This is a genomic window from Ruegeria sp. AO1, assembly GCF_056535985.1.
Genome location: NZ_JBQFJC010000001.1, coordinates 2,657,577 through 2,682,776, shown reverse-complemented (window position 1 = coordinate 2,682,776; position 25,200 = coordinate 2,657,577). Strand labels below are relative to the sequence as shown.

The following is a 25,200-nucleotide window of genomic DNA, read 5'->3' as shown; positions in this document are numbered from 1 at the left end:
CCAAGGAGCAGAGAGCAGTATGGCCGAGGACGTCAAAACCGGAAATCCCATCTGGGAGACGATCAAAACCATTGTCTACGCCCTGTTGATCGCAGGCGTTTTCCGCACCCTGTTTTTCCAGCCCTTCTGGATCCCCTCCGGCTCGATGAAACAGACCCTGCTGATCGGCGATTTCCTGTTCGTCAACAAGATGGCCTACGGTTACTCCTACGCCTCCTGCCCCAGCCTGATCATCCCCAGTGTCGGTCTGAATATCGACGCCGAGGATATATGCGGCTGGCTTCCGGGTGACGACAATACCCGCATCTGGGGCGGAGAGCCCGAACGCGGCGATGTGATCGTCTTCCGTCACCCTGTGACGGGGCGTGACTATATCAAACGCCTCATCGGCCTACCGGGCGACCGCGTTCAGGTCCGTCAAGGGCAGATCATTCTGAACGGCACACCCGTCCCGCAACAAGCCGATGGCGTCTTCACGGAAGTGGCGGCTCCGCAAGGTCCGCAACGCTTGCGTCCGCGCTGCTCCAACGGCCCGGTCGGTATCGGTGGCGTCTGTGAGAAAGAGCGCTTTGTCGAGACCCTGCCCAATGGCGTATCCTATGACGTGCTGAGTATCGGCAATCAAGGGTCCGACAATACCGGCATCTACACGGTGCCCGAAGGCCACTATTTCTTCATGGGCGACAACCGCGACAACTCTGCCGACAGCCGTCTGCCGCAATCTGCTGGTGGGGTAGGCTATGTTCCTTACGAAAACCTGATCGGTCGCGCAGACCGGATCATGTTCTCGTCGGCTGGCCGGTCTATGCTGTTCTTCTGGACATGGCGCAGCGACCGCTTCTTCAAGGCGGTCAATTGAAGGTATCGGCCGACATAAAGGCATTTCAGCAACGCTTGGGGTACGAGTTCTCAAACCCCGAGCTGTTGGTGCGGGCACTAACCCATGGTTCGGTTTCGTCCGCCACTCGGCCCGATAACCAAAGGCTCGAATTTCTGGGCGACCGCGTGCTGGGTCTGGTGATGGCAACAGCATTGCTGGAGGCGGATAAGAAAGCCTCCGAAGGCCAGCTGGCCCCTCGTTTCAATGCGCTGGTGCGTAAAGAAGCCTGTGCCGATGTCGCCCGTCAAATTGATCTGGGTGCCGTGCTCAAGCTGGGCCGGTCCGAGATGCTGTCCGGGGGGCGCCGCAAACAGGCGCTTCTGGGCGACGCGATGGAGGCCGTGATCGCCGCCATCTACCGAGATGCCGGGTTCGAGGCCGCTCGCGATGTCATTCTCGCCCTTTGGGGGGATCGCATCCACACGGTCGAATCCGACGCTCGCGACGCAAAGACTTCGCTCCAGGAATGGGCACAAGCCCGCGGCCAGAAACCCCCCAGCTATATCGAGGTCAAACGCAGCGGCCCCGACCACGCCCCGGTTTTCACCATCGCCGCCCGCCTGCAGGACGGGACCGAGGCAAAGGCTACCGCCGGATCAAAGCGCCAAGCCGAACAGGCAGCAGCAAAGGCCCTACTGGGTTCACTGAAAAAATAGCCCCCGCCCCTCTCCCCAAACCCGATCCGCTCTTCATCTGGCTAAAAATATCCCGGGGGTGAGGCCGGATGAAATCCGGACGAGGGGGCTGGCCCCCTCCCGGTCGGATTGGCGTAGCCAATCCGAAGCCTATACCACCCGGATATACCCGGTAAGACCGGTTTTCTGATGCTCAATCACATGGCAGTGAAACGCCCAGTCACCGGGATTGTCCGCGACCAGAGCGATCTCGACCACCTCATCTTTTAGCAGCAACGTGGTATCGGTCAGCAAAGGCGGCAGCTTGCGTAGGTTCGATTTCAACGGCGTGAACACAAGCCCATGCAGGTGGATTGGATGCAGGTTCGGCGATTCGTTTCGTAGCCTCAGAACGTAGCTTTTGCCCATCTCCAAAACAGCCAGAGGGCCGACACCCTCGGCGGCATCGCCCGCCCAAGGGGTCCGGTTGATCGACCAGAAATTATAGCCCAGAGAGCCACAGAATCCGTTATTCGGCTCTCCACCTTCGGGCGTCCAGCCAAAGACGAACTCATGCAGTTCGGCCTTTGCCAGATCAGGCCGTGCAACCGGGTTCGGAGGCAGTGGTTTCAACTCCCGCAAGTCCCGCGCAACATCCGCGCCTACGGCCCGAAGACGTGCCATCGGGCGATGCGGCTGACCCGGCAATTTCGCGACCAAATCCACCATCTGCCCCTCGCCTGAGGGCATCGCCACCGCGAAATCCACCCGTTGGCCCGGTCCGACCAGCAGAGGGTCCTCGGCGCTTGGCAGGGGAACCTCGACATCAACCGGATGTCCGTCCCATGCAATGATCCGAGCCTCGGCGCCCTCAAGATGCAGCCGATAGATCCGGGTCGTGTCCGTGTTCACCACCCGCAGCCGCACTAACCCGCCCGAGTTATGGTCGTAGACAGGCGTATCCAGCCAGTTTGCGGTTTGCAGATTGCCGAATGTGCCAGCTCGTGCCGCGCCGCGCTGGGTGTAGGCGGGCAGGAACTGGTCCTCGTTATCCAGACGGAAATCACGTAGGTTGACGACTTGTTCGCTGTCAAATCCGGGGTCTTCGGCCTCGGCAATGACCATCACGCCAGTCAGACCATGAGCCATCTGCTCCATCGTCATGCAATGGGGATGGTACCAATAGGTTCCGGCGTCGGGGGGCGTGAACTCATAGTCGAACAGTTCATTCGGCCCCATCGGCATCTGGGTCAGATAGGGCACGCCGTCCATTGCGTTGGGAATGCGCAGCCCGTGCCAATGCATCGCAGTGTAGTCCAGTGTCGAGTTGCGCACCGGCAGGCGCATCGCTTCACCCTGACGGCCCCGCAGCACCGGCGGCGGCGCGTCGGATGATAGGCTGACCATCCCGGTCGTCACCTGATCGCGCAGCGCAAAACTGGCCGATTGAATGATCAGTTCGGGCGCGGCTGAAGCCAACCCAAACCCTCCCAATCCGATCGCCCCAGCGGCGGCGCTGCTTCCCAAAAGGAACTCGCGTCGTTTCATGATTTGCCTCTTTGATGAAATCCTCGCCTGGCTGTCATCGGCGTGGCGTATGGCTACAGTTTCACTGCGCACAACGGATCGCAATGCGACAAAACCCTCTGGCCCGCGCGGGCATTCTGCTATAGGGGTGCGCACTTGCAAACAGGATCGCAGCAGACATGACCACACGCGCCGGATTTATCGCCCTGATCGGAGAGCCAAACGCAGGCAAATCCACCCTTTTGAACCGCATGGTCGGGGCCAAGGTCTCGATCGTGACGCATAAGGTGCAGACCACCCGCGCCCGCATCCGTGGCGTGGCGATGGAAGGCGATGCGCAGCTGGTTTTTGTGGATACGCCGGGCCTGTTCAAACCGCGCCGCCGTCTGGACCGCGCCATGGTTGCTGCCGCCTGGGGTGGAGCGGCTGATGCGGATGTGGTTGTCCTGATGATCGAGGCCCATCGCGGCATCACCGAAGGCGTCGAGCGGATCCTCGAAGGTCTCGAAGAGATCGGACAGGGCCGTACGATTGCGCTGGCCATCAACAAGATCGACAAGGTGCCCTCAGAGAAGCTGCTGGCGCTGACCAGTGACCTGAACGAACGCTACCCTTTTGCTGAGACCTTCATGATCTCGGCTGAGAAAGGTCACGGCGTCGACGACCTGCGCAAATGGCTGGCGGGTGAGCTGCCCGAAGGCCCTTGGCTTTATCCCGAAGACCAGATCGCCGATCTGCCCTTGCGCATGATCGCCGCCGAAATGACCCGCGAGAAGCTGACCCTGCGCCTGCACCAGGAACTGCCCTATCAGCTAACCGTCGAGACGGAGAACTGGGAAGAGCGCAAAGACGGCTCGGCCCGGATTGATCAGATCATCTACGTCATGCGCGACGGCCACAAGGGCATCGTGCTGGGCAAAAAGGGCGAGACGATCAAGGCCGTGAGCCAGGCCGCGCGGGCGGAATTGGAAGAGTTCCTCGACCGCAAGATTCACCTGTTCCTGCAGGTCAAAGTCCGGCCCAACTGGTTGGAGGAATCCGAGCGGTACTCGGAAATGGGACTGGATTTCAAAGACGGCAACGCATGACCCGTCTGACCGCAGACTTCTGGGTCCATGCCTATCTGGCGCGGTTGCGGTTTCAGGAGATCCCGGCCTTTGTGGTTGCGCATGGCGACGACACGGCGGGTGCGGTGCTGGTCAAGCTCAACACGCTTGATGGGATGGCGGTGGCCTTCCAACGCAGCTTTGACCTGATGAGCGGCGCGCGCAAATGGGTAGAACTCTCTAGCGGCGCCGAGGGTGATGTGGACGAGGCCATCCAACGCCAGCGCAGCTTTGACCCTGATCTATGGGTGATCGAGGTCGAAGACCGGCAGGGGCGGCATTTACTGGATGAAGAGGGTCTGGAATAGCCCCACTTACAGGGACTTGGACAGGCGGCCCAAACCGTCTAGTTTTAAGGTCAGGTCGGCACAGGCTGATCGTTGAGAAAACCGCAAAAAGGTCAGGTGTTGGCGTGGCTGAAACACTCGCTGAGAAACTTGAAAAATCGAACCTGGGTCATTGGATGCAGCGATTCGAAGGCTTCATGGTCTTCATTGGTGTCGTCGGTCCCTTTGCCACGCTGCCGCAGCTGATCAAGCTGTTTTTCACCCACTCGCAACACGCCACTGGCCAGTCGCTTTTGTCCTGGTCGCTCTATGCTGCGCTGTCATTCCTGTGGTTTGCTTACGGGTTGGTGGTCGGGAAGCTACCGATTTATGTAGGCAATGGGATCTCGATGGTCCTCAACCTGTTGATGGTGATTGGTATCCTGATGCACGCGGGCCTGACGTTCTGAGGGGGTTCTAGCCTAGCACCAGCGGCTCTAGCGACACCCGCAGCGATACGGCGGCGAAGAACAGTACGCTGCCTGCTAGAACGAAAACATGCCAAATCGTATTGTGATAGGGCATCCAGTCGGACAGGTAGAAGATGACGCCTGCGGTGTAGACTACCCCTCCGGCAATCATCAGGGCGAATACCGAGGGCGGCAGCTCGTCCAGCAAGGCATGCCCGCTCCAGACGGCAGCCCAGCCCATTCCCAGATACAAGACCAGCCCGATCCAGCGAAAGCGGTGCGGGTCCACCATTTTCAGCACCGACCCCAGCGTCGCCGAGGACCAAAGGCCGATCATCAGCCCCGGGGCTTGCGCTCCGGACAGCAGCAGGAAAGGCGTGTAGGTTCCTGCGATCTTCACATAGATGCCCGAGTGATCCAGCCTGCGCAGAACTTCTGACCATCGGTCGCTGACGACCATATTGTAGAGCGCAGAAAAGCTGAGCATCAGGATCAGCGTCACACCGTAGATCGACGCGCCCATGACCGCGTCCGGGTCGGCTCGATAGAACATCGTCATGACAATCAGAATGGGAACCGCGATAAGGGCTAGAAACAGGCCCAGAACATGTACAACTCCGTCACTGATGCGCTCGGCCCGGCTATAGGCTGGCCGGATATGTGCAAAAGATCGCATAGCAGAAGGGTAGGTCCGCTGCCGTCCTAGGGCAAGTCTACCGGGCTGAACTTCTCGTGTGGGTGCCACAGCTTGCGGCGCTGGCGGGTGTTTTTCATCCCCTCTTCATCAAACCGCAATGCTCAGGTCGGATCTTCGCCGAGCTTTGGGTCTTTGTACCGGTTGAGGTCCAGAATGCCCGCCTGGATTGGGTTATCCTTCAAAAAACGGGTGTGGATCTGATCGCTGATGGCCCAGAAATCTTCGCTGGTCCGACGCACGCCGAAATCGGCAACCAGCTGCATCCAGTCTTCTTGCGTGGCGACCGCTTTCACAGCCTGAACAAAGTCGGGCAATTGCGCTTCAGGCAGTTTGAAGAAGAAGTTTGGGTAGCTTCCGATCATCTCAGGCAGAATGGTCAGAACGTCTTTTTCGGGCTCTCGCCGGGCGGATTCGTCAAACAGGAAGGCTATGTTGGTATGGGCCTTGTCGTGGATCAGGGTGAAAACCTCGGCTTTCTCGTCGCTTGTCTCGACCACCAGCAAGGAAAGGTCGGGCAGGAACTTGACCCAAGGCCCGGTCTGGCTAGTGAGGGAAGTCAGGGCATCCTGAGCGCAATCCCCACCATCGCATCGGTTGATAGGGTCGGAGAGCAGCCACAAACCATTGCCGCGGGCTAGAAGTTGCAGAAGAAACTCCTGCTTCGGGGCGTTTGTTTCAAATGTGATCCCCGTGGGCATCGTGTCGTCGATGCGACGGGTGTGCCAAAAAGTGTGCAATCTGGCCAGAACGCCTCGGTACCAGTTTTCGTGCATCCCCGGCCGCAGATTGCGCGGCATGAAGGTCAGGAAGTTATCCTCACTCTCCATGCGCAATTCGTCCATGTAAATGCGGGTCGCTAGTTGATGCTCGACACGTCCGAACACATCATATCCGGCAACCAGATTGTAGTAGATTCGTTCAAACACCGGATAGTCGATGACCCAGGCGGTTTCCGGAATGTCGCCATGAAACCCGGTCAGGGCCGAGGCGTTGTCGAAGTGCCGAAACACGGTGATCAGGGCGTTCGGGTTGGTTCCCTCGCCATCCCAGATCGCATCATAGCCCCAACCGGTCTGATACGCAGGGCTGTTACGATAGCGGGTATCGCGGAACTCAAGGTACTGGGCCTGGTTCTGATGCGAGAACATGTGCAGGTCACCCAAGTTTTGGCCTACCTGCGCTACGGGCAGCTCAAGAAGTGCAGCGCCCTCGGCCAGAAAACTTGGGTCGGTGATCGAGAGGTCGGCGTCGGGGTCAAGGAAACTGACCCAGAACCGGTCCTCGATGACGTCAACGGCAGTCTCTCCGTGACAGACAGGGCCGCGGATAAAGCTGCGGACAAAGAACAGCGCATCGTCCAAAAGGAATTGGTACCGGCTACGCGCGGGGATCGCCGCGAAGGTCGAGAACGGGTCGCCGCCTTCGGCATCGCCATAGGAGGGCAGGTCGGTCAGCGCCCAGTTGGGCTGCAGGAACAGCGCCTGAAACCGCGTCATGCGATCAGGGCTTAGCGTATAGACCAGATGTTCTTTGTGGACGATGGTTTCATCGAACGGTTGTAGACGGTAGAAGAAAGGGTCCGCGCCGGGGTCGTCGAACGGGCGGCGGGTGGCGATGATGTCGATCTCTTCTCCGTTGGGCGTTCTGGACCGGACCATTTGAAAGAACCGCCGTGGGTCATCGCCTTCGAAATGTAGGCGGGCCAGAAACAGATGTTCGAACAGATACCGGTTCATCAATAGCGCGCGCGGGTCGGGAGCGTTCAAGAACGCCTCCCACGCGGTGACCTGTTCTTGGATATCGTCCGGCAATGGCGTAGCCGCGTTAGGCAAGGCCGCTCCGCCCTGCACCCAGTCCATCAACAGCGCATGCTCTGAGGCTGCCAGTGGCGCAGTCCCATAGGGCATTCCGGCCATCGGATGACTTTCGCGGAAGGCGTCGAACTCCTGATCGGTTGGGCAGACCAACGGGCGGTCAAGCGCCAGCTCCAACGAGTCCGGCAGGGGTGCGTTGGGGGGCAGAGGGTTTTCGGCCCCCAGTGCCAGATAGCGTTCAAGCAGGCTGGTCTCGCCTTGTGCCTGTGGAAGAACCGGATGGAACCCTAAATCCCGCCACCCCTCAACCGTTGTGGCATCTTGCCCCAAACGGGTCGGCTGGGCATCTTCTAGGCGCTGTGAATGGTAAACCGCCAGCTTGCTGCCGCCGCGCAGCAGCCCCTCGGGCGAGGTCAGCTTGACCTGACAGGGCGCGTCATAACAGCCGTGGCAAACCACGCATCGCTTGTCGAGAACCGGCTTGACTTGCGACCAGTCTGCCTGAGCGAAGGCGGAAAGAGGGCCAAAGCCGATCAAGCTTGCAAATAGCAAAACCCAAACTCTGCCTGGCATCTTTGTCCTCCCGCCCAACGCGCGCCCAATGATAATCTTGGACCAAGCGCCCGGTTTGTCGAGTCCCCATCCCGCTTGCGCCCGGCGTGCAGTTGCGCTCTTGTGAGGCGACCGACTTCCAACCCCGACCGGAGCTTGCCTTGGACTGGCGCGATCACGGCATTTTACTGACCACGCGCCGCCACGGTGAAACGGCTGCGATCATCGAGGTCTTCACCGAGGCCCATGGCCGTCATGCGGGTGTGGTGCGTGGGGGAACCAGCCGCAAGATCGCGCCGATCCTGCAGCCAGGCGCGCAACTGGACGTGCTGTGGCGTGCGCGGCTTGAGGAACATATTGGCACTTTCCAGGTCGAACCTCTGCGCTCGCGCGCGGCAGCGGCGTTTTCCGGGCGTCTGGCGCTGGCGGGGCTTAACGCCGTGGTGTCGCTGTTGTCCTTTTGCCTGCCCGAGCGGGAACCGCATCCCGCCATCTATACCCAGACCGAGCAGTTGATGGATCTGCTGGGGCAAGATGAGATCTGGCCGTTGGCCTATCTGCGGTGGGAACTTGCGCTGCTTGAGGATCTGGGCTTTGGCCTCGATCTGTCCTCCTGCGCTGTAACCGGCGCGACCGAGGGGCTGGTCTATGTCTCGCCCAAAACCGGTCGGGCCGTCAGTGTTGAGGGCGCCGGAGAGTGGGTCGACCGCCTGTTGCCCCTGCCGCCCTGTCTAAGGGGCGAAGGGACGGCCCCGGATTCTGAGATCGTGCAGGGGCTGAATACGACAGGGTATTTCATGGAACACCGCGTTGCGCCCGCGCTGGGCCATCATCCGCCGCCCGAGGCGCGGGCGCGGTTCATCGAGAGGCTTACTCGGCGGCTTTGAACACCATCTCGTGCCCGTCCTCATTGCGCAGGATCAGCACATCGCCGGAAACCTCGGATTGGGTCATCGCCAACAGGGCGGCGAAATAAACCCCCTCGGCCTCAAGCGCGGCACAGGCGGCGCGAGTGGCGGCAAGGTCCTTGATCGCGAACCAAGGATAGGGCGCGTTCAGCGTGCCATTGTAGCTATTGCAGGGGGCATTGCCCGCGATCTTACCCTCTTCGGGGAATTGCAGTATGACGCTGGCCTCAAACGGCTGCCCATCAATCTCTCGCAGCACCCAGGACCGGTCAGACGCGCCATAGGCCGCCACGGTTTCGTCGCGGTCGCATTGAAACAGGGCCATCAAGGGCAGAACGAGGGTCAGGCGTAGCATGGGCACAATCTAGCGTGTCTTCGGGTGCGGCTGAACCGGAATCTCAGCTGCCTACGCTGGCTGAGATCAGTTCTTCGCGCACCTCCAGCCGGGGCCGCCAGTTGTAACGGTCGTCTTCTGAGATCTCGCCCCAGAACAGGTCGCCGCTCTGCCGCCAGGGATCAAGGATCACGCCGTCCTTCAGGCTGTCTCCCCGCGCGCTGATCGCTGCCGAATGGTGGATGATGCGGAACGTGGTCGGAGGAGAGGTGGCCCAATGCACGTCCAGCGTTTGAAAGTCCTCTTGCTGCAAGCGCCGGGTCATGGCCTGCGCCCAGTCATTGCACAGGCCATAGTCACGAAAGCCGTTGATGACCTTGGCGTTGTGAACGATCGGCGAATCCGTCACGTTCCAGTCGCGCTTCAATTGTTGCGAATAGCTGTACGAGATTTCTGCGGCGCGGCGGGCCTCGGCCGGGTCGACATTGGGGCCAAGGTTGCGGATCTCAAGCGCCAGCCCATCGACATCCGCCCGTGTAACAGTCGAAGACGGAGCGCAAGCCCCAAGGGTCAGCATCACCAAGGCAGCAAGCAGCGCGGTCAGGCGTATCACGTTGGTCTCTCCGTCCGGGTTTCGAGAGGTCGTGTAAGTGATCTGCGCGGGATCGGGAAGGGGGAAGTTGCAGTGAAGAGTGTTCAGAATCGGTTCTGTTGGCTTTGTGGGACACACGGTTAGCGCCGTGCACAATATAAGCAAGTCAAGAAAAAAACCCGGCGCGGGCGCCGGGTTCAGTTGGGGAAATGAAGTTGCCGAATTTCGGTCAGCCCAGCAGACGCCGTGCGATGACCTGTGCCTGAATTTCGGCAGCCCCTTCGAAAATGTTCAGGATACGCGCGTCGCACAGGACGCGGCTGATTTTGTATTCCAGCGCGAAGCCGTTGCCGCCGTGAATCTGCAGCGCGTTATCGGCCGCGGCCCAGGCCACACGCGCGCCCAGCAGCTTGGCCATACCGGCCTCTAGATCGCAGCGTTGGCCGTGGTCTTTTTCCCAGGCCGAGAAATAGGTCAGCTGCCGCGCAATCATGATCTCAACCGCCATCATCGCCAGCTTGCCGGAAACGCGCGGGAAGTTGATCAGCGATTTGCCAAACTGCTTGCGGTCCTGCGCATATTGCATCGCGATATCCAGCGCACTTTGCGCAACGCCGATGGCGCGGGCGGCGGTCTGGATGCGGGCGGATTCAAAAGTCTCCATCAACTGCTTGAAGCCTTTGCCTTCTTCGCCGCCCAGAAGGTTTTCACCCTTCACGTGGAAGCCGTCGAATCCCAGCTCGTATTCCTTCATGCCGCGATAGCCCAGCACCTCGATCTCACCGCCGGTCATGCCGGGGGTGGGGAAGGGGGCTTCGTCCGTGCCCGGTGTCTTTTCGGCCAGGAACATCGACAGGCCCCGGTGATCGGTGCTGTCAGGATTGGTGCGTGCCAGCAGGGTCATCACATGGGTGCGGGCCGCGTGGGTGATCCACGTTTTGTTGCCGGTGATCTCATAGTCGCCATCGGCGTTTTTGACCGCGCGTGTGCGCAGGCTGCCCAGATCCGAGCCGGTATTGGGTTCCGTGAACACGGCGGTCGGCAAGATTTCAGCGCTTGCCAGCTTCGGCAGCCAGTTTGCTTTTTGCTCATCCGAGCCGCCTGCGATGATCAACTCAGCCGCAATCTCGGAGCGCGTGCCCAGAGAGCCAACACCGATATAGCCACGCGAAAGCTCCTCGGACACCACGCACATCGAAGCTTTGGACAGGCCGAATCCGCCGAACTCTTCGGGGATGGTCAGGCCGAAAACGCCCATCTCGGCCAGTTCTTCGATGACTTCGATCGGGATCAGTTCATCCTTGAGGTGCCAGTCATGGGCGTGCGGTTCGACCTTTTCGACGGCATAACGGCGGAATTGGTCACGGATCATCTCAAGTTCTTCGTCCAGACCCGACGCGCCGAACATGGTGGCTCCGGCCTGGTCTTCCATCAGGGCGACAAGGCGAGACCGCGCGGCTTGCGTATTGGCCTGCGCCATCAGCGTCTGGATCTCAGAAGTCTGGAACCCGGACAGAGCGTCCCAGCCCAGCCCCAGATCCTGCAGGCGGACAACTTCGCCTTGGTTCATGGGGATACCGCCAGCGACCTGATGCAGATACTCACCAAAGGCGATCTGGTGCAGCAGTTGCTCAATCTCGCCAAACTTGCCGTCCGCCTCAAGCGCTTCGGCCCAGCGTTGCATCTGTGCAAGGGACTGATGATAGGTCGCCAGCCATGCCAGCCCGTGAGCAGCTGTCTGGTTCGCCTCGATCAACGCACCCGAGATGCGACCGTCAGCCTCGACCATGGACCGCACCGAATCGCGCGCGCGCTCAAATACAGCTTCAACCGCTGGTACAGCGGCCTTTGTCAGGGCCAGAAGGTCCGGCAAAATCGCAGCTGTCGTCATCTGGGTCATATCCTGTCCGTCATGGGCCATGAATCACGTCCTCTTTTGCGTCGTCTGGTCATATCATGCTGCACGTGCAGCGCAACAAAAATACTTATTACGTAGCGAGAAAGTTCAAATATTACCTTGGCATTTTTGCAGTGCAGAGAGCGCACAGGGTGATATCTAGACGCCATGACATTGTTTTCCACACTCTCTCCGACCGATCTTGCCCTGGCTGCTGCGATTGCGTGCCTAGCCGGATGGGTCAAAGGCATGGTCGGTTTCGCGATGCCGATGGTTCTGGTTTCGGGGCTGAGCATGTTCCTGTCGCCTGAGCTCGCGGTTGCCGGTCTTATCTTCTCAACCGTCGTGACCAACGGCGTTCAGGCGCTGCAGGAAGGGGGGCGGGCGGCTATTGCCTCGATCCGGCGGTTCCGGGTCTTTCTGAGCGTTGGTTTGATCTTTCTGCTGATCGGAGCGCAGTTGGTGACGCTGGTTCCGGCCTCGACCTTCCTGATGTTGATCGGCATTCCGGTGACAGCCTTTGCATTGCTGCAGATCCTCGGGGTCACCTTTTCCCTCAAGGAAGCATCAGCGCGTATCGAAGCGATCTTCGGCGTAATTGCGGGTTTTGTCGGTGGGATTTCGGGCGTATGGGGGCCTCCGACCGTGGCGTATCTGACGGCCCTGAACACCCCAAAGCAAGAGCAGTTGAGAGTGCAGGGCGTGATCTATGGTTTGGGTGCTATTGCGTTGACAGTGGCACATATCGGATCAGGGATACTGAACAGAGAGACGGCGCCGTTCTCGGCTGTATTGGTCGTACCAGCCCTTGCAGGGTTGTGGCTTGGGATGCGGTTGCAGGACCGCATTGATCAGGCCCTGTTTCGGAAAATCACCCTGTTGGTACTGTTGGTCGCTGGGCTGAACCTTGTCCGCCGTGGTCTGTTCAGTTAGCAGATCACGCCCGCTTGTCCGCAAAGCGAAACGCGAAATAGAGGCCGAGCATCAGGAAGAACAGGCCTGAGACGTCTCCGATCAGAAAGGCTATGTACTCAGCGGTCGCACTGCCGAAGGCCAGGTTCGTCAGCCCCGAGACCAGGAATGAGGTCACAACGCCGACGCCCATGATGCAGATCCAGCAGGGTTTGCGGTCAGCGCGTGGGAACAAATCCCAGCCGAGCCATTTGCAGAGATAGAAGACCGCGGGAACCGTTGTTACTGCGATTGCCATCGCCATAAGACGGCTGGGCAAGAATACATCGCTGCCGCCGAGTGCTGCGAAAACGATGAAAACACCGGGAAGAAGGGCAAAGATCGCCCTCCAGCCCAATAGCCACGCGGATAAAACGCGCACGCCATGTGGCAGAAACAGCAGACTAGCCCGACTTGGATATTCGGGAAAGAACAAGTTCTGCAAAGGCATAAGGACCTCGAAAGTGAGGAAGGATGCGATCACATAGGCCAAAGAGGCAAAAATTGTTTCCGAGGCCCACTTGCGCACGTCGATCAGCCGTTGATCTGCCGGGGCGCGGCGTCACCTTGGTGCATGTACGATATACCGTCCGCGATTGGCTGTGCCGCTTTGCGACAGATAACCCTTTTCGACCAGCGACTTCAGCGCGCGGAAAAAGGTGGGCCGCGAAACGCTCTGGACCAGAGTGTGTTCGATCAAGCCGAATGTCCGGACTTCCTGATCGGCTTTCGATAGTTCTTCGGCCGCGTAATAAATGTCGCGCTCGACCGGAGAAAGCTGTTCAAGGCCTAGTGTGCGCTCCATGCTTTGCATGAGCTTGCGAAGTTCGGTGAGTTTCGAGATTTCGGTCATATCTTACCTGTCTTTTTCGTGCCAACGCGGCCAAAGCCGAAACCTGGAAATATATCCAAACACCGTGGTGTCTGGCTGGTTTCATATTGACACTTTACCCCATCTACTTAGACTAGCGTCGTCATTAGGTTGCCCAATTCGCTGGTGTGAGTGTCCGCGCATGAGCTGCCCAAAGGTTATTTTAAGATTCGGCCCGGTGCAAAAGCTCCGGGCCAATTTAATGTGTTGACTGTAGCGTATCGGAAACTTCGGAACAACGCATTTGTATATGCTGTTTCCGCGCGGTAACCGGAAGGTGAACACTCAGGCATAGAAAAGGGCGCCGAAGCGCCCTTGATTCAGGTCAGCCGATGGCAACAGCCTTGATGTCTTCGTCGATGAACGGAATGTACTGTTCAAAGTTCTCCGCAAACATCTGCACCAGCTTCTCTGCCTGCTTGTCGAACGCAACCTGATCGTCCCAAGTGCGGCGCGGATCCAGCAGAACCTCAGGCACTCCGGGAACCGAGACGGGCACGTCGAAGCCGAAATTGGCATCCTTGCGGTACTCGGCATCGGCCAGCGAACCGTCCAGCGCAGCAGTCAGCAAGGCGCGGGTTGCCTTGATCGGCATCCGGCTGCCAATCCCGTAGGCACCACCGGTCCAGCCTGTGTTGACCAGCCAGCAGGTCGCGCCGTGCTGGGCGATCTTGTCCCGCAGCAGGTTGCCATAGGCCTCGGGGCGGCGCGGCATGAAGGGCGCGCCAAAGCAGGTCGAGAAGGTTGGTTGCGGCTCGGTCACGCCACGCTCGGTACCTGCTACCTTAGAGGTGAAGCCCGACAGGAAGTGATACATGGCCTGCGCCGGTGTCAGCCGCGCGATCGGAGGCAGTACGCCAAACGCGTCACAGGTCAGCATGATGATGTTCTTGGGATGACCGCCCAGAGCGCTGCTGGATGCGTTCGAGATATACTCGAGCGGGTAGGCACAGCGCATGTTTGCAGTCAGGGAGTCATCGTCGAAATCCAGTTCCTTGGTTTCGGGATCGAAGACCATGTTCTCGATCACCGTGCCGAATTTCGAGGTCGTCGCGTAGATCTCGGGCTCGGCCTCGGCGTTCAGGTTGATGGTCTTGGCATAGCAGCCGCCTTCAAAGTTGAACGTACCACGATCCGACCAGCCATGTTCGTCGTCACCGATCAGCACGCGCGCCGGGTCGGCGGACAGGGTGGTCTTGCCGGTGCCGGACAGGCCGAAGAACACAGCCGTGTCGACCGGGTTACCAACGGCGTGGTTGGCCGAGCAATGCATCGGCATCACGCCTTTTTCCGGCAGCATGTAGTTCAGCAGGGTAAAGACGGACTTTTTGTTCTCACCCGCGTATTCGGTGCCGCCGATGAGGATCAGCTTGCGGTCGAAGTTCAGTGCAATCACAGTCTCGCTACGGCAGTTGTGCTTGGCGGGATCCGCTTGGAAGCTGGGGCAGTTGATGATGGTGAAGTCAGCCGTGAAATCATCCAGATCTTCGCGATCAGGGCGGCGCAGGAGGTGGCGGATGAACAGGTTGTGCCAGGCCAGCTCGGTGACCATGCGCACGTTGATCGAATAGGTCGGATCGGCCCCGCCAACGAGGTCCTGCACAAAATAGTCCCGGCCTTTCATATGGGACAGCATGTCTTCGTACAGTGCGTCAAAGCCTTCGGGGCTCATGGCGGCGTTGTTTTCCCACCAGATGCTGTCGGCGACGCTGTCGGTTTTGACGACGTGTTTGTCCTTGGGCGAACGGCCAGTGAACTTGCCGGTGGTGACCAGAAAGGCCCCGCCATTGCCAAGAGTGCCTTCGCCGCGCTTCAGCGCCTCTTCGATCAGCGCCGGTTCCATGAAGTTGTAATAGACATTGCCCAGACCCTCGATGCCCTGATCTTCGAGGCGGAATTGCGGGTTAACCCGTCCAGATGTCATGTGTGTCTTCTCCTGTGGCGGCGCGGAGGCAGTTCGGCCCGGTGCGCTCTTGGGGCAATCATGCCGGAGGACTCCGGCGGACAGGCGACCTCTTATCATGGTCGTTTGGGGCATGAACAGGAGGCTTTGACGCAGTTAGCGCAACCAAGTCTAGGTTTAGCGCCATCACAAATTTCCTGTCGGAAAACCGGGCAGCATTTTGCGGTCGGCAAGGCATTTTTGCCGCAGAACTGCCGCAAGAAAGGCTTGATTCGTGGTTACGGATTGATTCGGCGCCTTAAAACCGCCAACAATATCCTACAAAAAAGCGTATTATTGCGTATGTGAGCAGGAATAGGGGTGACCCCAATGTCAAAGATTGCACTGGTGGATGACGATAGAAACATTCTGACGTCGGTATCCATGACGCTCGAAGCTGAGGGTTTCGAGGTTGAAACGTATAATGACGGTCAGGCTGCGCTGGATGCTTTCAATAAAAAGCTGCCCGATATGGCTGTTCTGGATATCAAGATGCCGCGGATGGACGGGATGGACCTGTTGCAGCGGCTGCGCCAGAAAACCCAGATGCCGGTTATCTTCCTGACCTCCAAGGATGACGAGATCGACGAGGTTCTGGGTCTGCGCATGGGCGCGGATGATTATGTGAAGAAGCCGTTTTCGCAGCGCCTTCTGGTCGAACGCATTCGCGCTTTGCTGCGTCGTCAGGAAGCGACCGAGGGCGATAGCGCTGCGGTCAGCACTGGTGATGCGAAGGTTATGGAGCGTGGTGAGCTTCGGATGGACCCGCTGCGCCATGCGGTGACCTGGAAGGGCAATGATGTTTCACTGACCGTGACCGAGTTTCTGCTTCTGCAGGCCTTGGCGCAACGCCCAGGCTTCGTCAAAAGCCGCGACCAGCTGATGGACGTGGCCTATGACGATCAGGTCTATGTCGACGACCGCACCATCGACAGCCACATCAAACGCCTTCGCAAGAAGATGCGCGCCGCTGATCCTGAGTTCTCGGCCATCGAGACGCTCTATGGCATCGGCTACCGCTACAACGAAGAATAGGCACGCGCCCCGTTTGAAGGTATTGTGGTCCCGTGCGTGACACTGACCAATCTGACGAGCTGCACGACGGTGATGTCGTAATCGGGGATGACTGGGTTATCCCACAAGACCCCGAGTCTGCCGAACTGCGAGAGAAGCGGTCGCGGAGGAACTTGTTTTCTCTGCGCGGCTCGCCTTTGGCGCGCAAGATCGTCACCTTCAACCTGATTGCCTTGGTCATTCTCGTGACCGGTCTTTTGTATCTGGACGATTCCCGGAAGGAACAGGTTCAGCAAACCGCGCGCAACCTGATGGGCGACGCACAGCTGGTCAGCAACGTGTTCGAGGCTCAGATCCGTCAGAACGCAGCCGCGGGCGCGCAAAATCCGCGGGTGCTGGATGTGGGTGATACTCTGGCCGGGTTAAGTCTACCAGAAGGTGGCGAGGTCTTTGTTTACGACGCCAGCGGCACGTTGATCGGTTGGACGCGGGGTGCCTCAGTTGCCGTTGATCTGTCGACCATCTTGCAGTCAGAGGCGGATATCCAAACTGGAAGCACCGTTATCAGTGACTCTTTAAATGCGGTCTGGACCGGGGTATCCCGGGTGTTCAACTGGTCAACGACTGACGAGGCCCCGACGCTGGCCCAACGGGTGCAATCCATCATCCCCGATACGCTTGGCGGCAGAACGCAGGTGCAGGCCGTTCAGGACGAGATGGATGAGACGGTTATCGTTGCCGCCTCTCCCATCGTGTTCAACGACACGACAGTCGGAGCTGTTGCCATAACCGGCCCGGCAGGTGAGATCGACGCGCTGGCCCGGCGCGAGCAGGAGCGGATCCTGCAGATGTTTGTTGTCGCTCTGCTGGTCTCGGTCGGTCTCAGCCTTGTTTTGGCGTCGACCATTGCCAATCCGCTGGCCGATCTGGCCGCCGCGGCCGAGATGGGCAAAGACCGGGGTACAGGCGTTAATCCGGGCCGTATCCGCATCCCGGATCTGAGCGCCCGCCCTGATGAGATTGGTCGCCTCAGCCTGGCGCTGCGGGGCATGGTCACGGCGCTCTACAATCGGATTGACGCAAATGAACAATTCGCAGCGGACGTGGCGCATGAGATCAAGAACCCGCTGGCCAGCCTCCAATCCGCTGTGGGAACGCTGCGGATGGTCAAGCGCGACGATCAGCGTGAAAAGCTCATGGGCGTCATAGAACACGACGTGCGACGTCTGGACCGTCTTGTCAGTGATATCTCCAACGCCTCGCGGCTGGATGCGGAGCTTGTGAAAGAGGCTGAGCAGCCCTTTGACCTGCTGAAATTGCTGGACAATCTGGGTCAGTTTCTGGGAGAAGATGCTAAGTCCAAGGGCATCGAATACGCCACCGACCTGCCAGCAGACCCGATCGTGATCAATGGGCTTGAGGCGCGTTTGGCGCAGGTTTTCGTCAACCTGATCACGAACGCGATCTCCTTCTGCGAAGACGGCGACGCAATACGTGTGTGGGTGCGTCAACGAGACCACCGCGTGCTGGTTGTCGTCGAAGACACAGGCCCCGGCATACCGGAACAGGCTCTGACCAAGGTCTTCAAACGCTTCTACTCTGAGCGCCCCGAGGAGCATTTTGGCAACAACTCCGGTCTCGGGTTGGCGATCTCGAAACAAATTGTCGAAGCTCATGGCGGCGTGATCTGGGCCGAGAATATCCGACCGACCGAAGCCGATGTCACCTCGGAGCCGCTGGGAGCGCGTTTCGTCGTGGGGCTTCCTGTGTAGGACATGAGCAGTCAGACGCTTTCAGACATCGCGGATAAAGACAGGGCCTGTATTCACGCGACCTGTGTCGCCGTTCAGGGGCGGGGGCTGCTGATCATTGGAGCCTCGGGGTTGGGCAAATCCTCACTCGCCCTTCGCATGATGGCCTTTGGGGCCGATCTGGTTGCCGACGACCGAGTCGATCTGCGCCGGGACGAGGGCGCGGTGATTGCCGACGCACCACAGCGGATTGCGGGCTTGATCGAGGCGCGTGGCATAGGGCTGTTGCGCGCCGCCCCTTGCGGCCCGGTGGCCTTGGGTTATGTGATCGACATGGACCAGACGCAAACCACCCGCCTGCCAGAACCCGTTACTTTGCAGTTGCTGGGGCACTATGTACCCTTGTTGTTTGGCGCCGGCGTGCCCAATTTGGCCGAAGCACTGATGCAATTGCTTAAAATGGGGCGCGTAGACCCGGAATGGACCAGCACATGACAGCGCAACGGCGGATCGTTCTGGTGACTGGCCCGTCCGGGGCAGGACGATCAACAGCCATTCACGTGCTTGAGGATTTGGGGTTCGAGGCGATAGACAATCTGCCCATGGGCCTGCTGACGCGCCTGTTGGAAGGCGCGAGGGATGATCGACCCATGGCGTTGGGGATTGATGCGCGTAACCGGGATTTCTCGACCATCGGCTTCATCGAACTGGCCGCCAAGCTGGGCCGTATGGAACAGGTTGACCTAACCATCCTTTATCTGGATTGCAGTGATGATGTTCTTCTGCGCCGCTTCTCGGAAACTCGCAGGCGCCACCCTGTGGCAAAGGACGCGGGCCCTGAAACCGGCGTGCGCCAGGAAAAAGAACTGCTGGCCCCGATCCGCGAAATTGCCGATACCTTGATCGAAACCAGCGCCCTGAATGTTCACCAACTGCGTGAAGAGGTCGAACATTGGTTCGCCCCACAGGGTGGCCGCCATCTTGCGGTCTCGATCGAGTCTTTTTCCTACAAACGCGGCCTGCCGCGCGGCCTCGACATGGTGTTCGATTGCCGTTTTCTGGCCAATCCCTATTGGCGGCCCGAATTGCGTACCGCCGACGGTCGAAACGCTGACGTGGCGCGCTATGTCCAAACCGATAAGAACTACGCTCCGTTCTTTGACCGGGTGGTCGGAATGCTGGACATTTTGCTACCAGCCTTTCGCGCCGAAGGCAAAGCGCACCTGTCGGTTGCTTTCGGGTGTACCGGTGGCCAGCACAGATCTGTCGCTTTGGCCGAGGCGGTTGCGAAAGCCCTTGCAGACAGGGGGCAGCAGGTGGCAATTAGGCACCGCGAGATGGAACGACGCGCATTGAATGTGAGGCCGGATTGATCGGGATAGTGATCGTAGCGCATGGAGGGTTGGCCAAAGAGTATCTGGCCGCCATGCAGCATGTTGTCGGGCCGCAGCCCGGCCTCGTCGCGATCGCGATCGAAGCCGATCATGACCGCGATGAAAAGCAGGCCGAAATCTGCCGTGCCGCAAACGACGTTGATATGGGCGGCGGTGTGGTGATCGTCACGGACCTGTTCGGTGGCAGCCCGTCGAACCTCAGCCTCCGGGCCTGTGCGCCGCAGGATCGGCGCATTTTGTATGGCGCGAACCTTCCCATGCTGATCAAACTGGCCAAAAGTCGCCACTTGCCTGTAGCCGATGCCGTGCGTCACGCGATGGAGGCTGGACGCAAGTACATCAATGCGCAAAATGTGACGTTGGATTAGGACCGGACGTATTGAAATGACCAATCGAAGCTTGAAAATCATCAATGAAAAGGGCCTGCACGCCCGTGCCTCGGCCAAGCTGGTTGAGGTGGTAGAAGGTTTCGATGCCAGTGCCGAAGTCTCCAAGGACGGACTTTCTGCATCAGGCGACAGTATCATGGGCCTTTTGATGTTGGCAGCCTCGCGCGGAACCACTATTGACGTCGAGACCTCCGGGCCGGATGCTGAGGCATTGGCAGAAGCCTTGGAAACGCTTGTGAACGACAAGTTCGGCGAGGGGTTCTAAAGCCACCCCGCCGGGACAGGAAGAACGGGAAGACCAGGAATTGGCGGAAACAACGCACGACACCAAGACAGGCCCCGTTGTAGACGGGACCGAAGATCAGGGCGAGGTCTACGACCGTAGAACCCTGACCTATGCCAATTCGTTCGACGATGCCTGGACCGCGACGGCAATCCGCGCCATCGAATGGTTTACTGGCAAGCTGACCATTCTTCGGATGGTCAATAAATTCGAAAAGAAAAACGAGCAGTATCGCGGCCAGCGGTTCTGGGGTGGGGCGCTCAAGACGATGGGGATCACCCTCACCACACCCGAGGAACAGATCGCACGTATTCCCAAAACCGGCCCCGTTGTCGTTGTCGCCAACCATCCTCATGGCATGGTGGACGGCATGATTTTCGCTGAACTGATTGGACGTGTCCGTAGCGACTACCGTATTCTGACCCGCTCGGTTCTGACTGGCTTGGATGAGGCCGCGACCTCGTTTATGATCCCGGTTCCCTTCCCGCATGATCCTGAAGCGCAAACCAAAATGCTGGAAATGCGGACCAAGGCGATGGACCACCTGAAAGAGGGCGGCGTGGTCGCCCTGTTCCCCTCGGGTGTAGTGATGTCCTCGGATGATTGGTTCGGGCCGGCGATTGAACGCGAATGGAACGTCTTCACCGCCAAGATGATACGCCGTTCAGGCGCGACCGTGGTGCCGATCTACTTCCCCGGCCGCAACTCGCGCGCCTATCAGATCGCCAACAAACTCTCGCCGATCCTGCGGCAGGGCTTGTTGCTGCACGAGATCGTCCGCTCGTGCAACAAGCCCCAATCCCCGGTGATCGGAGAGCCGATCTCGGGCGAAGACATGCAGCTGCTCGAACGCGACCCGCGTGGATTCATGGCGTGGCTACGAAACCACACGATGTCCTTGGGCGGCATAGCAAAGCGCTGATCCGCTCCTTCATCTGGCTAAAGTATCCCGGGGGTGAGACCGGATGAAATCCGGGCGAGGGGGCCGGCCCCCTATTAGCGCGTCGGAACCGGCACGTCGCCGCGATAGTCGTAGAATCCACGCTGGGTCTTGCGCCCCAGCCATCCAGCCTCGACATATTTCGTCAGCAGCGGACAGGGGCGATACTTGGTATCCGCAAGCCCATCATGCAGCACGTTCATGATGGCCAGACAGGTGTCGAGCCCAATGAAATCGGCCAGTTCCAGCGGCCCCATCGGATGATTGGCGCCCAGCTTCATCGACTGGTCGATGGATTGAACACTCCCCACTCCTTCATAGAGCGTATAGACCGCCTCGTTGATCATCGGCATCAGAATACGGTTCACGATAAAGGCCGGGAAATCCTCGGCGCTGGCGGCGGTTTTGCCCAGTTTGTCGACTACGGCCTTACAGGCGTTATAGGTCTCTTCGTCGGTGGCAATTCCCCGGATCAGCTCGACAAGCTGCATGACGGGCACCGGGTTCATGAAGTGGAACCCCATGAAACGCTCCGGCCGGTCGGTCCGGCTGGCCAGGCGTGTGATCGAGATCGAGGATGTATTCGATGTAAGGATTGTATGCGGCAGCAGATGCGGTTGCAGATCCTCAAAGATCGCCTGCTTGATCGCCTCACGCTCGGTCGCGGCCTCGATCACCAGATCGGTCTGGCCCAGACGCGGCAATTCCAGCGTTGTGGTGATCCGCCCCAAAGCCGCCTGCACAGCCTCGTCCGAGATCTTCCCGCGTGAGGCCTGACGCGCTAGATTGCCTTCGATCGTCTTTACGGCATTGTCCAGGGCGTCCTTGTTGACGTCATTGACCAACACGTCATAGCCCGCCAAGGCCAGAACATGCGCGATCCCGTTGCCCATCTGGCCTGCGCCAATCACTCCGACCGATTTGATTTCCATGCTCTGGTGCCTCTGCTCTCAGCTCGCCGCGACATTACCGGCAGTTTGGGGCGGGCGGCAAGAGGCATCCGAGGTCTGCAGACCGGTCAAATTTGCCTCAAATCCGCGCATTAGCAATTTCGCAAGACTTGCGACGGCAAGATGGCAACCGGGTGAAAAATTGGGTGAGTGATATGAGCTATCATCAAACGGGCGCAGCAGTGCCCGAAGACAGCATCTGTCAGTATGGGGAGTCAAAACTACGGTTCCGGGGGCCGTCGCGCGCATTGGACGGCTCCTATCTGGCATGTATCGGAGGGGATGAGACCTTTGGGAGGTTCGTTGAGCACCCCTATGCCGCGATTCTCGAAGGCTTGCTGGACCGCAAATGCGTCAACTTTGGCAGTCTTCTTTGTGGCGTTGAGGCGCTGTGCGGCGATTCCACCTTGGTTGAGCTGGCGAATGATTCCGATCTTTGCGTGCTGCAATTGCCGGGGGCGCTGGGGCAATCGAATCGCTTTTACGGGGTGCATCCGCGCCGCAATGACCGGTTTCTGTCTCCTACACCGGACCTGCTGACGCTTTACCCTGAGGTGGATTTTACGGACGTCCATTTTGTGCGTCACTTGCTGGGGCTGTTGCATTCCTATTCGGACGCACGCTTCGAAATCGTCACCCACGAGTTGCGCAAAAAGTGGGTCGAGACGCTTGGCGCTTTTCTACAGGAGATCCGGCCTCCGGTCGTTTTGCTGAACCTGCAGGTCGATGGCGAGATCGCCCATGAGGTCGCCGGACCGCTGGGCTGTGAACCGGTCTTTGTGGATACCGAGATGTTGGACGCACTGCGTCCGTTCGGTGCGGATGTCGTTTCGATGTCAGTCCGGATCTCCGGCGAATCGGATGAGTTGGAGGATATGCTGTTCGGGACCCTTCAGCAGCCTATGGCCGAACATATGATCGGCCCGGCGACCCATCGTCGGATCGCAGAAGCGCTTTCCCGATCGATCCGTGATTTGCATTGAAAAAGGCCCGCCGAGGGGGCGGGCCTTACAATGGTTTTCCAAGCAACCGCTTGGTTCGATCAGCCGAGTTTCTCGGTCAGTTCGGGTACGGCCTGGAACAGGTCAGCAACCAGACCGAAGTCAGCAACCTGGAAGATCGGTGCTTCTTCGTCTTTGTTGATCGCAACGATGACCTTCGAGTCCTTCATACCAGCCAAGTGCTGGATCGCGCCCGAGATGCCGACGGCGACATACAGGTCCGGTGCAACAACCTTACCGGTCTGACCCACCTGCCAATCGTTCGGGGCATAGCCCGAGTCCACGGCGGCACGCGACGCGCCAACAGCGGCGCCGAGCTTGTCAGCCAGAGTCTCGATCAATTTGAAGTCTTCTTCCGAGCCGACACCACGGCCGCCCGAAACAACAACACCAGCCGAGGTCAACTCGGGACGATCGCTCTCGGCAACTTTGTCCTCAACCCAGGACGACAGGCCGGGGTTTTCGCCAACCGAGATGGTCTCAACCGCAGCCGAACCGCCTTCGCCTGCCGCATCAAAGGAAGCGGTGCGGAAGGTGACGACTTTCTTGGCGTCGTTCGACTTGACGGTCTGGATCGCGTTGCCTGCGTAGATCGGACGCTCGAAGGACGAGCCGTCAACCACGCCAGACGCATCCGAGATCACCATCACGTCCAGCAACGCAGCAACGCGCGGCATGACGTTCTTGGCGTCGGTGGTGGCAGGGGCAACGATGTGCTCATAGCCATCGGCGAGACCCACGATCAACGCTGCGGTCGATTCCGCCAGGCGGTGGCCCAGCGACTCGTCTTCAGCAACCAGAACCTTGGACACGCCGTCGATCTTGGCAGCAGCCTCACCGGCAGCAGCGGCAGAACCGCCCGCGGCCAGAACGGTCACATCACCCAGCGATTTCGCAGCGGACACTGCCTTGGCAGTGGCGTCCAGCGACAGTTCGCCGTTGTTGACTTCGGCGAGCAGAAGTACAGCCATTACACAGCCCCCGCTTCTTTGAGTTTCGAGACCAGCTCATCAACCGAGCCGACGACGATACCAGCGGCACGGGCCGGCGGCTCATCGGTTTTAACGATTTCCAAACGCGGAGTGACGTCGACGCCGTAATCGGCGGCGGTTTTCTCATCCAGCGGCTTTTTCTTCGCCTTCATGATGTTCGGCAGCGAGGCATATCGCGGCTCGTTCAGGCGCAGGTCAACGGTCACGATGGTCGGCATCTTGACGTTGATGGTCTGCAGACCGCCGTCAACCTCACGGGTGATTTTGGCGGTGTCGCCTTCGATGTCCAGCTCGGACGCGAAGGTGCCTTGGCTCCAGCCCAGCAGGGCCGACAGCATCTGGCCGGTGGCGTTCATGTCGTTGTCGATCGCCTGCTTGCCCGCCAGAACGATGCCCGGCTGCTCTTCCTCGACCACTTTGGCCAGGATTTTCGCAACAGCCAGAGGCTCGATATCCGTGTGGACGTCATCCGCAGCAATAACCAGGATCGCGCGGTCCGCACCCATGGCCAGAGCAGTCCGCAGCGTCTCCTGCGCCTGCTTCACGCCGATCGAAACAGCAACGACTTCGTCAGCCTTGCCTGCTTCTTTCAGGCGGATCGCCTCTTCAACTGCAATCTCGTCAAACGGGTTCATCGACATCTTTACATTGGCGAGATCAACACCGCTGCCATCCGCCTTAACCCGGACTTTAACGTTGTAGTCAATCACGCGCTTGACAGGCACAAGTACCTTCATTTTTGCGTTCGCTCCTTACAAAAACGGCAAGCCGCGTCGCGACTCCACCAATGCTCTCGCGGGACTAGATAGCGCCTCAATCTCATCGACAACAGAGCAAAATCGTCACGTCATGGCCTTGAGACGTCGCGTTTTGTGTTTTTTGACGAATAGGGAGCAGAGTTTTTTTGATGGTTAGCTGTCGATGCTGGGATTTGGTTGCCGGTGGCCAACCTGTCCAGCTGAAACCAGTAGGTTGATTGTTCTGGTCAGCGGGACACCGAGTAAATGACACTTAGCACCCGTTCTTTGGGCCGGGGCTCCGCCCTTCCGGTCGCCGGGACGTCCA

At 59.2% G+C, this 25,200-nt stretch carries 28 protein-coding genes; 16 read left to right on the top strand and 12 right to left on the bottom strand.

Annotated features, from left to right (window positions below; genetic code table 11):
• Window positions 1-19: 19 nt before the first annotated feature.
• Window positions 20-859, top strand: coding sequence for a signal peptidase I (lepB, locus tag ACR3FB_RS13265; protein ID WP_170556391.1), 840 nt, complete (start codon window positions 20-22; stop codon window positions 857-859).
• Window positions 856-1,536, top strand: a complete 681-nt coding sequence (gene rnc, locus ACR3FB_RS13260; protein WP_480565716.1) for a ribonuclease III — start codon at window positions 856-858, stop codon at window positions 1,534-1,536. The genes lepB and rnc overlap by 4 nt, the downstream gene beginning before the upstream one ends.
• Window positions 1,537-1,665: 129 nt before the next feature.
• On the opposite strand, the gene ACR3FB_RS13255 is transcribed toward rnc, so the two are convergent.
• A complete protein-coding gene (locus ACR3FB_RS13255) occupies window positions 1,666-3,042 on the bottom strand; it encodes a multicopper oxidase family protein (protein WP_480565714.1) in 1,377 nt (458 codons plus the stop codon).
• Between the two features lie 158 nt (window positions 3,043-3,200).
• On the opposite strand from ACR3FB_RS13255, the gene era reads away from it, so the two are divergent.
• The 3 genes from era (at window position 3,201) to ACR3FB_RS13240 (ending at window position 4,863) form a co-directional block, all read left to right on the top strand.
• Complete coding sequence (gene era / locus ACR3FB_RS13250) at window positions 3,201-4,109, top strand: GTPase Era (protein WP_480565712.1); 909 nt, start codon at window positions 3,201-3,203, stop codon at window positions 4,107-4,109.
• Window positions 4,106-4,435 (top strand): DUF1491 family protein, encoded by a 330-nt coding sequence (locus ACR3FB_RS13245; RefSeq protein WP_170494055.1) that lies wholly within the window; start codon window positions 4,106-4,108, stop codon window positions 4,433-4,435. Before era ends, ACR3FB_RS13245 begins: the two co-directional genes overlap by 4 nt.
• 104 nt (window positions 4,436-4,539) lie before the next feature.
• Window positions 4,540-4,863 (top strand): SemiSWEET transporter, encoded by a 324-nt coding sequence (locus ACR3FB_RS13240; protein ID WP_425085641.1) that lies wholly within the window; start codon window positions 4,540-4,542, stop codon window positions 4,861-4,863.
• Between the two features lie 7 nt (window positions 4,864-4,870).
• On the opposite strand, the gene trhA is transcribed toward ACR3FB_RS13240, so the two are convergent.
• Together trhA and ACR3FB_RS13230 are read right to left on the bottom strand one after the other, a co-directional pair.
• Window positions 4,871-5,539, bottom strand: coding sequence for a PAQR family membrane homeostasis protein TrhA (gene trhA / locus ACR3FB_RS13235; protein ID WP_425085642.1), 669 nt, complete (start codon window positions 5,537-5,539; stop codon window positions 4,871-4,873).
• Window positions 5,540-5,661: 122 nt separating this feature from the next.
• Window positions 5,662-7,947: a fatty acid cis/trans isomerase gene (locus ACR3FB_RS13230; protein WP_480565710.1), complete on the bottom strand. Its 2,286-nt coding sequence runs from the start codon at window positions 7,945-7,947 to the stop codon at window positions 5,662-5,664.
• A 140-nt stretch (window positions 7,948-8,087) separates the two neighbouring features.
• Between ACR3FB_RS13230 and recO the strand changes: the two genes are divergently transcribed.
• Window positions 8,088-8,813 (top strand): DNA repair protein RecO, encoded by a 726-nt coding sequence (gene recO / locus ACR3FB_RS13225; RefSeq protein ID WP_425085644.1) that lies wholly within the window; start codon window positions 8,088-8,090, stop codon window positions 8,811-8,813.
• Here recO and ACR3FB_RS13220 read toward each other — a convergent pair.
• The 3 genes from ACR3FB_RS13220 to ACR3FB_RS13210 form a co-directional block, all read right to left on the bottom strand.
• Window positions 8,797-9,189 carry an META domain-containing protein gene (locus ACR3FB_RS13220; protein WP_480565708.1) on the bottom strand — a complete coding sequence of 131 codons (393 nt, stop codon included), beginning with the start codon at window positions 9,187-9,189 and terminating at the stop codon, window positions 8,797-8,799. The genes recO and ACR3FB_RS13220 overlap by 17 nt on opposite strands.
• A 43-nt stretch (window positions 9,190-9,232) precedes the next feature.
• Window positions 9,233-9,781, bottom strand: coding sequence for a hypothetical protein (locus ACR3FB_RS13215; protein ID WP_480565706.1), 549 nt, complete (start codon window positions 9,779-9,781; stop codon window positions 9,233-9,235).
• 208 nt (window positions 9,782-9,989) lie between these two features.
• Window positions 9,990-11,681 (bottom strand): acyl-CoA dehydrogenase family protein, encoded by a 1,692-nt coding sequence (locus ACR3FB_RS13210; RefSeq protein ID WP_480565704.1) that lies wholly within the window; start codon window positions 11,679-11,681, stop codon window positions 9,990-9,992.
• A 144-nt stretch (window positions 11,682-11,825) separates the two neighbouring features.
• Here ACR3FB_RS13210 and ACR3FB_RS13205 point away from each other — a divergent pair, with 144 nt between their 5' ends.
• Window positions 11,826-12,590: a sulfite exporter TauE/SafE family protein gene (locus ACR3FB_RS13205; protein WP_480565702.1), complete on the top strand. Its 765-nt coding sequence runs from the start codon at window positions 11,826-11,828 to the stop codon at window positions 12,588-12,590.
• 4 nt (window positions 12,591-12,594) lie between these two features.
• Here the strand turns inward: ACR3FB_RS13205 and ACR3FB_RS13200 are convergent, their stop codons facing one another.
• The 3 genes from ACR3FB_RS13200 to ACR3FB_RS13190 form a co-directional block, all read right to left on the bottom strand.
• Complete coding sequence (locus tag ACR3FB_RS13200; protein WP_480565700.1) at window positions 12,595-13,059, bottom strand: hypothetical protein; 465 nt, start codon at window positions 13,057-13,059, stop codon at window positions 12,595-12,597.
• A gap of 111 nt (window positions 13,060-13,170) precedes the next feature.
• Window positions 13,171-13,461, bottom strand: coding sequence for a hypothetical protein (locus tag ACR3FB_RS13195; RefSeq protein ID WP_170380432.1), 291 nt, complete (start codon window positions 13,459-13,461; stop codon window positions 13,171-13,173).
• 343 nt (window positions 13,462-13,804) lie between these two features.
• Window positions 13,805-15,403 carry a phosphoenolpyruvate carboxykinase gene (locus tag ACR3FB_RS13190; protein ID WP_425085650.1) on the bottom strand — a complete coding sequence of 533 codons (1,599 nt, stop codon included), beginning with the start codon at window positions 15,401-15,403 and terminating at the stop codon, window positions 13,805-13,807.
• 60 nt (window positions 15,404-15,463) lie between these two features.
• Between ACR3FB_RS13190 and ACR3FB_RS13185 the strand changes: the two genes are divergently transcribed.
• The 8 genes from ACR3FB_RS13185 to ACR3FB_RS13150 are packed head-to-tail and all read left to right on the top strand — an operon-like array spanning window position 15,464 to window position 21,174.
• Window positions 15,464-15,730: a hypothetical protein gene (locus ACR3FB_RS13185; protein WP_425085651.1), complete on the top strand. Its 267-nt coding sequence runs from the start codon at window positions 15,464-15,466 to the stop codon at window positions 15,728-15,730.
• A gap of 21 nt (window positions 15,731-15,751) precedes the next feature.
• Entirely contained in the window at window positions 15,752-16,456 is a 705-nt protein-coding gene (locus tag ACR3FB_RS13180; RefSeq protein ID WP_170380430.1) for a response regulator transcription factor, read from the top strand.
• A gap of 32 nt (window positions 16,457-16,488) precedes the next feature.
• Window positions 16,489-18,207, top strand: a complete 1,719-nt coding sequence (locus ACR3FB_RS13175) for a sensor histidine kinase (RefSeq protein ID WP_480565698.1) — start codon at window positions 16,489-16,491, stop codon at window positions 18,205-18,207.
• A 3-nt stretch (window positions 18,208-18,210) separates the two neighbouring features.
• Window positions 18,211-18,681, top strand: a complete 471-nt coding sequence (locus ACR3FB_RS13170; protein ID WP_480565696.1) for an HPr kinase/phosphorylase — start codon at window positions 18,211-18,213, stop codon at window positions 18,679-18,681.
• Entirely contained in the window at window positions 18,678-19,559 is an 882-nt protein-coding gene (gene rapZ, locus ACR3FB_RS13165) for an RNase adapter RapZ (RefSeq protein ID WP_480565694.1), read from the top strand. The genes ACR3FB_RS13170 and rapZ overlap by 4 nt, the downstream gene beginning before the upstream one ends.
• Window positions 19,556-19,948 carry a PTS sugar transporter subunit IIA gene (locus ACR3FB_RS13160; protein WP_170474049.1) on the top strand — a complete coding sequence of 131 codons (393 nt, stop codon included), beginning with the start codon at window positions 19,556-19,558 and terminating at the stop codon, window positions 19,946-19,948. The genes rapZ and ACR3FB_RS13160 overlap by 4 nt, the downstream gene beginning before the upstream one ends.
• A 16-nt stretch (window positions 19,949-19,964) precedes the next feature.
• On the top strand, window positions 19,965-20,234 hold the full coding sequence (locus ACR3FB_RS13155; RefSeq protein ID WP_170380425.1) for an HPr family phosphocarrier protein: 270 nt from the start codon (window positions 19,965-19,967) through the stop codon (window positions 20,232-20,234).
• 40 nt (window positions 20,235-20,274) lie between these two features.
• On the top strand, window positions 20,275-21,174 hold the full coding sequence (locus ACR3FB_RS13150) for a lysophospholipid acyltransferase family protein (RefSeq protein WP_480565691.1): 900 nt from the start codon (window positions 20,275-20,277) through the stop codon (window positions 21,172-21,174).
• A 74-nt stretch (window positions 21,175-21,248) separates the two neighbouring features.
• Here the strand turns inward: ACR3FB_RS13150 and ACR3FB_RS13145 are convergent, their stop codons facing one another.
• Entirely contained in the window at window positions 21,249-22,124 is an 876-nt protein-coding gene (locus ACR3FB_RS13145; protein WP_480565689.1) for a 3-hydroxybutyryl-CoA dehydrogenase, read from the bottom strand.
• A 173-nt stretch (window positions 22,125-22,297) separates the two neighbouring features.
• Here ACR3FB_RS13145 and ACR3FB_RS13140 point away from each other — a divergent pair, with 173 nt between their 5' ends.
• Window positions 22,298-23,125, top strand: a complete 828-nt coding sequence (locus ACR3FB_RS13140) for a DUF6473 family protein (protein WP_480565687.1) — start codon at window positions 22,298-22,300, stop codon at window positions 23,123-23,125.
• 59 nt (window positions 23,126-23,184) lie between these two features.
• Here ACR3FB_RS13140 and ACR3FB_RS13135 read toward each other — a convergent pair whose 3' ends face one another.
• Both ACR3FB_RS13135 and ACR3FB_RS13130 read right to left on the bottom strand, forming a co-directional pair.
• Window positions 23,185-24,114: an electron transfer flavoprotein subunit alpha/FixB family protein gene (locus ACR3FB_RS13135; protein WP_480565685.1), complete on the bottom strand. Its 930-nt coding sequence runs from the start codon at window positions 24,112-24,114 to the stop codon at window positions 23,185-23,187.
• Window positions 24,114-24,872, bottom strand: coding sequence for an electron transfer flavoprotein subunit beta/FixA family protein (locus ACR3FB_RS13130; RefSeq protein ID WP_170556409.1), 759 nt, complete (start codon window positions 24,870-24,872; stop codon window positions 24,114-24,116). Before ACR3FB_RS13130 ends, ACR3FB_RS13135 begins: the two co-directional genes overlap by 1 nt.
• Between the last annotated feature and the right edge of the window lie 328 nt (window positions 24,873-25,200).